11 protein-coding genes are annotated in these 12,153 nt (G+C 69.6%); 3 read left to right on the top strand and 8 right to left on the bottom strand.

Annotated features, from left to right (window positions below):
• Positions 1-207: 207 nt before the first annotated feature.
• A complete protein-coding gene (locus ACIBAG_RS33885; RefSeq protein ID WP_399110464.1) occupies positions 208-2,367 on the bottom strand; it encodes a DEAD/DEAH box helicase in 2,160 nt (719 codons plus the stop codon).
• Between the two features lie 451 nt (positions 2,368-2,818).
• On the opposite strand from ACIBAG_RS33885, the gene ACIBAG_RS33890 reads away from it, so the two are divergent.
• Positions 2,819-3,454 (top strand): hypothetical protein, encoded by a 636-nt coding sequence (locus ACIBAG_RS33890; protein ID WP_399110466.1) that lies wholly within the window; start codon positions 2,819-2,821, stop codon positions 3,452-3,454.
• Positions 3,455-3,758: 304 nt separating this feature from the next.
• Here the strand turns inward: ACIBAG_RS33890 and ACIBAG_RS33895 are convergent, their stop codons facing one another.
• The 3 genes from ACIBAG_RS33895 to ACIBAG_RS33905 form a co-directional block, all read right to left on the bottom strand.
• On the bottom strand, positions 3,759-4,400 hold the full coding sequence (locus tag ACIBAG_RS33895) for a hypothetical protein (RefSeq protein WP_399110468.1): 642 nt from the start codon (positions 4,398-4,400) through the stop codon (positions 3,759-3,761).
• A 68-nt stretch (positions 4,401-4,468) separates the two neighbouring features.
• Positions 4,469-5,170, bottom strand: a complete 702-nt coding sequence (locus tag ACIBAG_RS33900; protein ID WP_399110470.1) for a ribonuclease HII — start codon at positions 5,168-5,170, stop codon at positions 4,469-4,471.
• Positions 5,171-5,342: 172 nt separating this feature from the next.
• Positions 5,343-5,966 carry a TetR/AcrR family transcriptional regulator gene (locus ACIBAG_RS33905; RefSeq protein WP_399110472.1) on the bottom strand — a complete coding sequence of 208 codons (624 nt, stop codon included), beginning with the start codon at positions 5,964-5,966 and terminating at the stop codon, positions 5,343-5,345.
• Positions 5,967-6,156: 190 nt separating this feature from the next.
• Here ACIBAG_RS33905 and ACIBAG_RS33910 point away from each other — a divergent pair, with 190 nt between their 5' ends.
• Positions 6,157-7,704 (top strand): MFS transporter, encoded by a 1,548-nt coding sequence (locus ACIBAG_RS33910; protein ID WP_399110473.1) that lies wholly within the window; start codon positions 6,157-6,159, stop codon positions 7,702-7,704.
• A 363-nt stretch (positions 7,705-8,067) separates the two neighbouring features.
• On the opposite strand, the gene ACIBAG_RS33915 is transcribed toward ACIBAG_RS33910, so the two are convergent.
• The 3 genes from ACIBAG_RS33915 to ACIBAG_RS33925 all read right to left on the bottom strand — a co-directional run bounded on the left by ACIBAG_RS33915 (position 8,068) and on the right by ACIBAG_RS33925 (position 10,369).
• Entirely contained in the window at positions 8,068-8,973 is a 906-nt protein-coding gene (locus tag ACIBAG_RS33915; protein WP_399110475.1) for an ADP-ribosylglycohydrolase family protein, read from the bottom strand.
• A 12-nt stretch (positions 8,974-8,985) separates the two neighbouring features.
• The gene (locus tag ACIBAG_RS33920; protein ID WP_399110477.1) at positions 8,986-9,645 is read right to left on the bottom strand and encodes a histidine phosphatase family protein; all 660 of its coding nucleotides are present in this window, start codon (positions 9,643-9,645) and stop codon (positions 8,986-8,988) included.
• A 118-nt stretch (positions 9,646-9,763) separates the two neighbouring features.
• Positions 9,764-10,369: a YdbC family protein gene (locus tag ACIBAG_RS33925; protein ID WP_399110478.1), complete on the bottom strand. Its 606-nt coding sequence runs from the start codon at positions 10,367-10,369 to the stop codon at positions 9,764-9,766.
• Between the two features lie 156 nt (positions 10,370-10,525).
• Here ACIBAG_RS33925 and ACIBAG_RS33930 point away from each other — a divergent pair, with 156 nt between their 5' ends.
• Complete coding sequence (locus ACIBAG_RS33930) at positions 10,526-11,059, top strand: TerD family protein (RefSeq protein ID WP_399110480.1); 534 nt, start codon at positions 10,526-10,528, stop codon at positions 11,057-11,059.
• Between the two features lie 172 nt (positions 11,060-11,231).
• Here the strand turns inward: ACIBAG_RS33930 and ACIBAG_RS33935 are convergent, their stop codons facing one another.
• Positions 11,232-12,074: a hypothetical protein gene (locus ACIBAG_RS33935; protein WP_399110482.1), complete on the bottom strand. Its 843-nt coding sequence runs from the start codon at positions 12,072-12,074 to the stop codon at positions 11,232-11,234.
• Positions 12,075-12,153 lie beyond the last annotated feature (79 nt).

Here is a 12,153-nt window from a genome sequence, read left to right on the forward strand (position 1 = left end):
GTTTGCCCTGTGGATAAGTCCGACCAGGGACACGACAACCCGCCCAGAAAGAACCGTCAATCGGCCCGCACCAGTTCAACGAGAGCGGCGAAGCCCGCCCCTTGCAGTCCCCTGTCCAGCCCCGCGTCCGGTGGGCGGGATGTGCAGAGTGGAGGAAGGCGATGGGAAGGCCTCATGCCGGCGCCTTCCCCTTCGCGCCCTCCGAGGTCAGCCCGCGGCCGCGAGGACCAGCGGCAGCACCTGCCGGCTGCCTGCCCGGCGGAGGAGGCGGGCGGCGACCGCGAGGGTCCAGCCGGAGTCGGTGTAATCGTCCACGAGCAGCACCGGGCCGGAAGAACGGCCCAGGGCAGTGGCCAGTTCTTCGGCAACGGCGAACGCGCCGAACAGCCCGCTGAGCCGTTGGGCGGAGTTGCTGCGACGCGCGGCGTGTGCGCCGCCCTGCCCGACGTACGTCAGCGTGCCCAGGAAGGGGAGGCGGCCGACGGCCGCGATTCCCTGCGCCAGCGAGCCGACCAACTGCGGGCGGCTCATGGACGGCACGGCGACGACCCCCACCGGCCGGGCGGAGGCGTCCGGGACATCGGGTGCCCAGCCGCCCGGGGATCGCGCCCAGTCGGCGAGGACCGCCACCGCGGCCCGCAGGACATCGTCGGGCACCGGACCGTCTGGCGCGTTCTCAGCCAGCAGCGGGCGCAGCCGGTTGCCCCAGCCGATGTCCGAGAGCCGTCCCAGGGCCCGTCCGGTGGAGCACTGCTCGTTGACCGGGATACGCCCCTTGAGGTCGATGCCCAGCGCCGGCATCCCTGTCGGCCACATGCGGCGCGGCTCGATCTCCACGCCCGGGCGATCCAGTTCCTTCACCGCCCCCGTCAACGTCTCCGCCGAGACGTCGGAATCGACCCAGGCGCCCGCGCAGTTGTCGCAACGGCCGCACGGGACCGCCCCCTCGTCGTCCAGCTGCCGGCGCAGGAACTCCATCCGGCACTGGGCCGTGCTCACGTAGTCACGCATGGCCTGCTGCTCGGCCGCCCGCTGCCGAGCGACCCAGGCGTACCGCTCGGAGTCGTAGACCCACCGCTCGCCCGTGGAGATCCAGCCGCCCTTCACGCGTTGGACGGCACCGTCCACGTCGAGCACCTTGAGCATGGTCTCCAGCCGGGTGCGCCGCAAGTCGACGACGGCCTCCAAGGCCGGTACGGACAGCGGCCGTTCCGCAGCGGCGAGGGCCGACAGAGTCTCGCGGACCCGCGCCTCGGGCGGGAAGGCCGTATCGGCGAAGTAGCGCCAGATGGCCTCGTCCTCCTTGCCCGGCAGCAGCAGCACATCGGCGTGGTCCACACCGCGCCCCGCGCGCCCCACCTGCTGGTAGTAGGCGATCGGCGAGGACGGCGAGCCGAGGTGGACCACGAAGCCGAGGTCCGGTTTGTCGAAGCCCATACCCAGCGCCGAGGTCGCGATCAGCGCCTTGACGCGGTTCTCCTGCAGGTCGGACTCGGCCTGCAGCCGGTCGGCGTTCTCGGTGCGCCCCGTGTAGGAGGCCACCCGGAAGCCGCGCTGCCGCAGGAAGGCGGTGGCTTCCTCGGCTGCGGCGACCGTGAGGGTGTAGACGATTCCGGAGCCTGGCAGGTCGTCCAGATGCTCGGCGAGCCAGGCCAGGCGATGCGCGGCGTCCGGCAGCCGAACCACGCCGAGCCGCAGACTTTCCCTGTCGAGCGGGCCGCGCAGCACGAGGGCCTCGCCGCCACCGGTGCCCAACTGTTCGGCCACATCCGCGGTGACCCGCGCGTTGGCGGTCGCGGTGGTGGCCAGGACCGGCACACCGGCGGGCAGCTCCGCGAGCATCGCCCGAAGCCGCCGGTAGTCCGGGCGGAAGTCGTGGCCCCAGTCGGAGATGCAGTGCGCCTCGTCGACCACCAGCAGTCCGGTGGTGGCCGCAAGCTTGGGCAGCACCTGCTCGCGGAAGTCCACGGCATTGAGGCGTTCCGGACTCACGAGGAGGACATCGGTCTCGCCGCGCTCCACCTCACCGCGGATGGCCTCCCACTCCTCCGGATTGGCCGAGTTGATCGTGTGCGCGCGGATGCCCGCCCGCGCCGCCGCCTCTACCTGGTTGCGCATGAGCGCCAGCAACGGCGAGACGATCACTGTCGGTCCGGAGCCACGTCGGCGCAACAGGGCGGTGGCCACGAAGTACACGGCCGACTTTCCCCAGCCGGTGCGCTGCACCACCAGGGCCCGCCGGCGCTCCTCCACCAGAGCCGCCACCGCCCGCCACTGGTCCTCCCGCAGCCGCGCGGACCCAGCGGGGGCACCGACGAGCTCGGCGAGGATGGCATCGGCTTCAGCGCGCAGCTCCAGAACGTCCATGCCTCCATGCAACCCGACGGCACTGACAATCGGCCACTTCACCCCACGCACCACGGCAAAGCGCTCGCTCACCACCGCCCACTAGAGGCCGATCGACCGAGCGGACGGGTCTGCGTGGGCATGACGGGACGCCCGCCCGGGCTGTCGATGCCGCGCGCCCCAGCCCGCACCGACGCGCCCCGGATACCTGCCGCGGCAAAGCCGTACTACCTGCTGGTGCGCGGTCGCCCCATGCGTCGCGCGGTGACGCAGCGGGTAGGGATATAACCCGCACACCATTGAATATCGGACGGTGGCCCCAATTGCTCGTTGCCGCATTCCGGTTCGACAGGAAGAATTGAAGTCCGCTCCCCGCACGGCTCGCCCGTGATCCGGTAGGGCTCTGCTGCGGTGCGCGCTCCCCCGATTCCGACCCCGCCCGCAGTGTGGGCGCGTAGCCGAAGGGAGGACCGTGACCTTCGGATTCGCTCCGTCCTCCGCGGCATCCATGTCGACGTCTGCCGACCTGTCCGCCGCATCCGCCAACCCCTTGGCCCGCATGCTCGAACCCGCGGAGTGGGCTGCCGCGGGAATCCCGCTGCTGCGCAACCCCCGGGAGGTCGTCAGCGGTCTGCACTCCCGGCACCGCCCCGAGCCCGCCACCGCGATCGTGGCCGTACTCGACCCGGACGAACGCCTGCGGGCGAGCGCCTCGTTCACCCGCCGCCAGGCCCCTGCCGACGGCTGGATGTTCCGCAACGCACTGCTCGCCCAGTTGCGCCGCGTCATCCCTCACGACCTTCGCCGCCGTACCCCGGTGCGCACCGCGGTGCTGCTCTACTGCCGCGAGGGCGACGCCCGTTGGACGGAGGAGGACGGCGCCTGGATGTGGGGCCTGCGTGACGCCTGCACCCTGCACGGCCTGCGCTGTGGCGCCTACATCACGCTGACCCGTGACGGCTGGCAGGTCCTCGGCGAGGGTCGCGGCGGCCGCCGCCCCAACGCCGACTCGTCACCGGAGGCCCTGGGCGCGTCGGAGGCACCGCTCGCGCTACCCCGCACCGGCGGCGCGGCCTCGGAAGTCCTGCGTCGCGCGGCGGCCCGCTGAGAACACCGACAGGAATTCTCGGCCACGGCACGGACCTTCGCGCCGTACCGCGCCTGCGATAGGGCGGCGCAACCCAGCCGTGGGGCACGACGCCCAAGGCCGACTTACGTCTGGACGCCTCCACGACGACACATACGTACGACATGGAGGCGCATCCCACTCCGGCGAGGACCGGGCGCGGCAAACGCCGCGCACCTCCCCCGCACGTCGCGCACGCCGAACACCCCGCTGTGCTGAGGACACCCCGGCGGCGGCCGGTCCCCCGGTGTCCTGCGGAGTCTCCCCCGGACGAACGGGCACCGGCTCAGACGCCGGCGCCCAACACCGAGTTGATCCGCTGCGGGTCGCCGCAGACGATCAGCAGGGCGCTCGCCTGGCCCAGGGCCAGAGGCAGCACGGTGGCGGCAGCGGTGTCGGGACCGCCATTGACGGCGACCACGACCACGGGGCGCGACGCGGCACGGCCCGCAGCGGAGGCGTCGGCGTAGAAGACGTCGTCACCGGCGTCGTGCTGCGCCCAATAGGAGGCCTCACCGAAGGACAGCTCGTGGGCGGCCCACGGGTGCTGTTCGCCGGTGGTGATCACCAGTACGTCGCCGGGAGCACGGCCCGACTCCAGGAGCAGGTCGACGGCCTCCTCGGCGGCGTCGAGCGCACCCTCGGGCGAGGCCGGGATCAGCTGGATCTGCGGGGCGGCCGCAGCCTGGGCGGTGGCTGCAGGGGCAGCCGGGCCCGAGGGGCCGGGCTTGGTGGCGGCCACGTCGCGCTGCGTCCGTTGCACCGGCGGCGCGGGCCGCGGGGGCCCGGGTCGGCCGGGACGCGACGGAGCCGCGGGGCGGGGGCCGGGTACGGGGCGGGGGGTCGGCGCGGTGCGGCCGCTGGCCGGAGTGGCGCGGGGACCCTGGGCACTCTCGTGAATCTGAGGCTCCTCGGGAATGAGAGGCATGAGCTGATGTTTATCAAACGCTGGTACGGCTCGCGTCGGCGGGTGGCACACGAGTGCGAGCGGAATCGTCAGAAATCGAAGCCGAGCTGCCCCTCGATCTCCGGAACGCTTCCTTCCACCCAGCTGCGGACCTTCTTGAGGTGCCGCCACTGGGGCAGCGCATCAAGATACGCCCACGACAACCGGTGGTACGGGGTGGGCCCCCGCTCCGCCAGTGCGGCCTTGTGCACAGGCGACGGATACCCGGCGTTGTCCGCAAAACCGAAGTCTGCATGGTCGATACCCAGTTCGGCCATCATTTTGTCGCGCTGAACCTTGGCGATCACCGAGGCCGCCGCGACCGCCACGCAGGACCGATCGCCTTTGATCACCGTACGGACCTTCCAGGGGTCCCCGAGGTAGTCGTGCTTCCCGTCGAGGATCACCGCTTCGGGGCGGACCGGCAGGGCCTCCAGGGCGCGCACGGCGGCGAGCCGCAACGAGGCTGTCATCCCGAGCTCGTCGATCTCCTCCGGAGAGGCGTGCCCCAGGGCGTACGAGGTCACCCAGCTCCGCAGTTGCTCGGCAAGCTCGGTTCGCCGCTTGATGGTGAGCAGCTTGGAGTCGGTGAGGCCTTCGGGGGGCCGGCGCAGTCCGGTGATCGCCGCACAGACGGTGACGGGCCCGGCCCATGCTCCCCGCCCCACCTCGTCGACACCGGCAATGATCTTCGCTCCGGTCGTGGCTCGAAGGGAGCGCTCGACGGTGTGGGTAGGCGGTTCGTACGGCATGGCGCCCTTAGCGTACGCCGCCCGGAACCCGCTTCGACACCCTGGTCGACCGAAGCAACCTCCAGACCGGCGAAGCGATCGCTCAGCGTCCCGTGGAAGCGGAGGATCGGGACGCCTCGCCGAAGCGCGAGAGCCCCTTCGACGAAGTGCCAGAAGTTCCTCGGGCGGGGCATCAAAGTCCCGTCGGGCGGAGCAGAGGCACCATCAAGTGGTCGATCATCTCCTCCAGATCCCGATCGCACCATTCACTCGCGCACATCTTCGACCGGTACATCATCATCGCCGGGATGGCGTCGAAGACATAGCCGTTCGCCGCGTCGGCCCGCACCTCCCCTCGTTCAATTCCACGGGTGATCACCTCTCGCAGCAAGGCGATGGTCGGCTCCACCACCCCCTCGAAGATCACGCCATGAAAGCGCTCGGCCTGGAGGCTGTCGCATTCGTGAATCACCGAGCGCAGCGCGAAACCGGGGCGCGAGAACATCGCGTCCCGTGCCTGCCGGCACAGCTCGAGCAGATCCTCGCGCACACCGCCGAGGTCGGGAGCCGACTCGAAGCGCGGCAGTCCGGCCCGCAGCGCATCGGCGACGAGGTCTTCCTTGGACGGCCAGCGACGGTAGACGGCGGCCTTGCCCGTCTGGGCGCCGGCGGCGACGCCCTCCATGGTGAGGCCGTTCCAGCCGACCGTACTGAGCTGCTCCAGCGCGGCATCGAGGATCGCGCGTTCGAGCACGGCGCCGCGCCGACGGGGGGAGGCCGCCTGAGCGGGGGCGGCCGTCCAGCGCGAGGTAACCATCTGAGCGTCTCCAACGAACAAAGGAAGCGGGGACTTCGGGGAACAGAGAACCACCAGCGCGCGGCGACTGCGGGGGACGCGCCGCGCGGCGACAACACAAGTGAACGCTTGCGTTCACTACCGAGGACTCACTACGGTTGACGCGACAGTGAACGCGAGCGTTCACTAAGGCTCTTGTGGGGGACCCATAGTGACTACCTCTCAGTTGATCAAGGATCAGAAACCAGGTGCGGCCCGCAGGGAGGGGCATCCCGGCATAGCGCTCACCGTCATCGCGGCCTGCCAACTCATGGTGGTCCTCGACGCGACGATTGTGAACATCGCGCTGCCGCACATTCAAGACGCTCTCAAGTTCAGCACCACCGACCTCACCTGGGTCGTCAGTGCCTACACGCTCACCTTCGGCGGCCTGCTGCTGCTCGGAGGCCGGGCCGGTGACATCCTCGGGCGCCGCCGGGTCTTCATGGCGGGCATCCTGCTCTTCACCCTCGCCTCGCTGCTCGGTGGACTCGCACAGGAACCCTGGCAGTTGCTGGCCGCACGTGTGCTCCAGGGCGTGGGAGGCGCGATCGCCTCGCCCACGTCGCTGGCGCTCATCACCACCACGTTCCCGGAGGGGCCGGAACGCAACCGAGCCTTCGGTGTCTTCGCCGCCGTCTCCGCGGGCGGTGGCGCCATCGGCCTGCTCGCGGGCGGCATGCTCACCGAGTGGCTCGACTGGCGGTGGGTGCTCTTCGTCAACGTGCCGATCGGCATCGTGATCGCCGTGCTCACGCCGCTGTACATCAGCGAGTCCGAACGGCACACCGGCCGCTTCGACATAGCCGGCGCTCTGACCTCGACGTTGGGCATGGCCTCCCTGGTCTACGGCTTCATCCGCGCGGCGGACGAGGGCTGGCGGGACAGCCTGACCATCGGCTCGTTCGGCGCCGCGGTGGTGCTGTTGCTGGCCTTCGCGTTCGTCGAGTCGCGGGCCAAGGAGCCCATCACCCCGCTCAGGATGTTCGCGGACCGCAATCGCTCGGGCACGTACGTGATCATGCTCAGCCTGGCCGCCGCGATGTTCGGCATGTTCTTCTACATCGTGCTGTTCGTGCAGAACGTGCTGCAGTACAGCCCGATCGAGGCCGGTCTCGCCTTCCTGCCCGTGACGGTCGTGATCGCGCTCGGCGCGGGGCTGTCGCAGCGCTTCCTGCCAGTGCTCGGCCCCAAGCCGTTCATGCTGGTGGGCTCGGCGCTCACGGCGATCGGGCTGGCCTGGCAGACCCTCATCAGCGCCGAAAGCTCGTACGTCGGCGGGGTGCTCGGGCCGATGCTGATGTTCGGGTTCGGCATGGGGCTGAACTTCGTGACGCTCACGATCACCGCGGTCTCCGGCGTCGCACAGCACGAAGCCGGTGCCGCGTCCGGGCTGCTCAACGCCACGCAACAGGTGGGCGGTTCGCTTGGGCTGTCCATCCTGACGACGGTCTTCGGCTCGGCCAGCAAGGACGAGGCGGAGAAGCAGGTGCAGGCGTTCATGGCCGAGGCATCGCCCGAGCAGAAGGCGGAGTTCGCCAAGACACAGCAACTGCCTGGTCCGTGGGGTCACGAAGTGCTCACGCAGGGCATCTCGACGGGTTTCGTGGCGGCCGCCGCGATGGCCGTACTCGCCCTGGTCACCGCGTGGTTGGTGATCCGGGTGCGCAAGAGCGACCTGGAAGCCCTCTCGGGGACGGCGGGCCCGATGGCCGGTTGACCCGGCCTGGCCCACGAAGGGCCGCGGATGGCCGGATCGCGTCCGGGGGACCGACGGCGAGGACGACGAGCCGGCCATCCGCACCCCCCGCACGAGGCTCGGCGTCGGGCAGGACCGGGCGGCGCGGGCAAGCCGACGGCCGCCCCGCCCGGCAACCGCCATGAGGAACAGCGCGCCAAGCGACGACACAAATTCCATGACACCACCCCCTGCGTGACTCGAGTGCCCTCCGCCTGTGCGGCCTCAGCGGTCGCACATCGACTGCCATGACAACGGCTGGGCGATCACACAGAGTTCCCGACAACCACAGAAGGTTATCGAGATCCGGTCGGGCACCGATCCATGCAGGTCGGGGACGTCGAGCTACGCCGACGTCGGCATCCACTCCGGGAACGCCTCGGTCCGCTCCACCCACGCGGTCGGCACCGAACCCGCCTTCCCGGAGCCGATCACGCCGCCGACGATGGCGCACGTGGTGTCCACGTCACCACCGACCTGCGCGGTCGTCCAGAAGGCCTGCTCATAGTCACCGAGAGCACGCGCCGCCGACCAGAGCGCGAAGGGCACGGTGTCATGGGCCGTCGTGCGCCGGCCGCAGCCGAGCACGGCCGCGACAGTGGCCGCGTCGCCGTAGTCGAGCATGTCCCTGGCGCGCCGCAGGCCGGCTCCGACCGCGCTCTTCGGGACGAGGGCGATGACGTCGTCGAGGAGCGCTTCGGGGCGCGGCGGACCCCCGGGGGCGGCGGCCAGCGCGGCAGCCGCCGCGACGGCCATGGCGCCGACCACTGCCTCGCGGTGCTGATGGGTGGGGTAAGCCGAGATCTCGGCCTGGTGGGTCGCCTGCTCCGGGTCATCGGCGTACCAGGCACCGAGAGGCGCGATGCGCATCGCGGCGCCGTTGCCCCATGATCCCTGTCCATTGAAGAGCGCGGCGGAGAGTTCGCGCCAGTCCCCGCCCTCCCGGACAAGACGCAGCAGCCGGTTGACCGCGGGGCCGTAGCCCCGGTCGAAATCGTGGTGCACGGCGAAGGAGCGGGCCAGGGCGTCCTGGTCGATGCGGTGGTGAGTGGCCAGGACGGCGACCACGGAGCAGGCCATCTCCGTGTCGTCCGTCCACTGCCAGGGGCCGGAGGGCAGCTCACGGCGCTTGAGCAGCGGGTAGTTCGCCGGGACGAAGAACTGCGAGCCCAGCGCGTCTCCCACCGCGAGTCCGCGCAGGCTGGCGAGGGCGCGCTCCAGGCGCCCTTCGGTGGAGGAGTCAGCGGTCATCGCCCTGCCACTCTATCCGGTGATTCCGTACGGTTCCGGATCACGCCAGCGTTGGAAAGGCCGGTCAAGCGTGTACTTGCCGTCGTCCCCGAGAACGAGCATCCGCATCTCGGCGTTCCCAGGGTTCGACAACGACTCGAACTCCGCGACGGTCCAGTGGAACCAGCGCATACAGAACAGGCGCATCGCCAGGCCATGGGTCACCAGCAGCACGTTCGGCGGATGATCGGGGGCCTCGAAGCTGCGGTACAGGCTCTCCAGGAAGTTTCCGACCCGGTCGTACACGTCGGCGCCGGACTCGCCCTGCGCGAAGCGGTAGAAGAAGTGGCCGTAGGCATCACGGTAGGACTTCTGCAGGCGTACGTCGTCGCGGTCCTGCCAGTTTCCCCAGTCCTGCTCGCGCAGCCGGGGCTCCTCGCGCACCCGTATGAGCTCGGGATCCAGATGGAAGGCGCGCAGCGTCTCGTGCGTACGGCGGTAGGGCGAGACGTACACGCTGACCCGCTCACGGCCGAACACGTCCCGCAGCCGTTTTCCCGTCTCCTCGGCCTGCCGCCAGCCGCGCTCGGTCAGGGCAAGCGCGTGGTCCGGCTCGCGCTCGTACACGGTGTCATCAACATTGCCCGTTGACTCGCCGTGCCGGACAAGGATGATGCGCCGTGGTCGTGCCATGCCAAAACCCTAGATCGGGTGAGGGCCGATCGAGCACTCGAACGGGTCCCATACGGCGTAGGTCACACACTTCCTGCACCACCGGCCACATCAGGGCGCACGTTTACCAGTCCGGAATTCAAACGGTCCAGGTGGACTCGAGTTCCACGATGTCACCCGTGAGAGCCGCGACGTCCGCCTCGATCTGGGCCCGCAGCGCCAGTCGCTCCACACGCTCCGTACGGTATTTGCCGTGCTCCGCGGCCGACTGCCACATCGACAGCACCAGGAACTCGTGCCCTGGTGCCTCGCCGAACAGTCCGCGGACCATGCCGGGCGAGCCGGCCATCGCGGGGTTCCAGACCTTCTCCTGCATGAGCGTGAAGTGCTCGGCGCGCTCCTCGTGAACACGGCAGTGCGCCACCCTCACGAGGTCCGCGTCGGTGAAGCGCGGCTCGAATCCGGTCTTCACGTCGAAGCGGTAGTCGAAGAGTTTGACCTGCATGTCCTTGTAGGTGCCCGACTGGGCCGCCGCCAGCCTGTCATGGGAGCGGGCCATGAAGGAGTCGTAGAAGGAACGGCTCTCCCAGAACGAGAAGATGTGCGCAACCCCCTGCCGCCCCCGGCTCCACCCACCACCCTGCCCCCGAAACCCCGGCTCCCCCAGAAGCCCCGCCCATTTTCGCTGCCCCCGCTCGAAGCCGCGGCGGTCCACCACGGTGCAGCGAATCCACTTGACCAGCACCGCGCCATGGTAAGGCCACGGAGCGTGGCGTCGGTCACGCTCGACCACAGAGCTCCCCGGCGCACGATCCCGCGCGCGTGGCAGGATGGACAACCGGCCTGTGCTGCTGGGCAGTTCGGGCTGAGGGCATACGCGAAACGGGGAAGGGGAAGCCTGGTGAGCGCCATCAACAAGGGGATCCGGAAGGTCGAGATCTCGGTCAAGTGGGACCCCAGTCCGGCCGGGCAACCGCCCACCGACCTGGACATCGTCGCCGCTACCTACCTGGCGGGCGACCCGTACGGCGATCCCGCCTACGTGGTGCACTTCGACAGTCGCTCTCCCGACGGCACCATCTATCTGAACCGGGACAGCAAGGACGGCAAGGGCTTCGGCTGGGACGAGGTCATGACCGTGGAGCTCAACCGGCTCGACAGCCGGTACGCGCGCGTGATGGTCGGAGTCGTGATCCAGCAGCGCCCCGCCAAGCGCACCTTCGTCAGCGTCGTCAAGCCGGCCCTGCGCATACGCGAGGACTACACCGTCCTGGCCGAGGACGACTTCGGCGGCGTGCTCGGTGCGACGGCGACGACGGTCGCGGAGTTTGTGCGCCAGGACTCTGGCACGTGGGAATTCCGCCCGGGCATCCACGGTTTCGAGGACGATCCGGCGACGTTCACGGCGACCATGGGCAGGGCTCGCCAGCCCTGAGCGTCGCTTCCACGCGCGCGAGGGCGTACGGATCCACACGCGTGGAGCCGCGTCGGCCCACGCGCGCGTGCACAGGCGAAGAGGGGCACCGGCATATGGTCGGCACCCCTTCGCGAGAAAGCCGATGGCTGAGGCAGCCGAGCGGGAGTCGAGGGTGGGGCATTTCCTGCTCTCAGGATCTGCGACTCTGCTGCCAGGGGTAACCGAGTTGCCTGGCGAACTCTGGTGAGCCACCGCAGACCTCGGCGGCTTGGCGCGGGTCAGCTGCGACGAGTCGCTCAGCGAGCCGTACAGCTTGGTCTGCCGGGTCGTCACTGGAGACGGCGAGGATCATCCGGAACTGCAGCCATGGACGGTCTTCCCCGACAGCGGAGCGGCCTGGATGGAAGAGGAAGACGTTGACCTGATCCGGTTCCCAGGGCCAGGCGGACACGGCGCCGAGTTCGCACTCCCACCGTGCGAGCCAGTCAGTGCGCTCTCGAAGGTCCTGCTCAAGGAGCCGTGCAACGGTCCGCGCCGGCCATTCCCAACTACGGTCCGCGGTCGCCCGCTCCACTTCTCTTTGGTACTCCTGAGCCTCAAAGCGGATGGCGGGCAGGTCAACCTCGTCCTCATCGGGATTACGCCACCCATCCCAGAGCACGTAGTCGCCGTCGCGCTGAACGGTCACGTAGAGAGCGCCGCAGCAGCCTTCGGTGCACGATGCCTCGGCCAGCCTCACCTCGTGCGGTTCAGACGTAGCGGTGAGAGGGCCACCAGGCACCAAGAGGTATCGCGGATCTTCGCCCGGACCCTCTGTGAATACGTCAGCCAGGATGTCCCTGCCATCAACCAGCGCCCGGACCTCCACGTTTGCACCCCTCTGCGTGGGATCAGGAACGACGACGCCGAGGGTGAGGCAATGCTTCTCATCAGTCACCGGACGATTGTCGAATGCGCCGGAACCGGACGTCGCGCCAATTGTCATCACCGACGTCGTCGGCGGGATCGCCAGTGCGTCGGAGACCTGAGACACCAGGAGGATGTTGCCGGCTGGAGACCCTGGTCACGGACAAGACGAAGGGGATCGACCCGTGGTCGATCCCCTTCGTGAG

This window comes from Streptomyces sp. NPDC051243, from assembly GCF_044455405.1.
Taxonomy (GTDB): Bacteria; Actinomycetota; Actinomycetes; order Streptomycetales; family Streptomycetaceae; genus Streptomyces.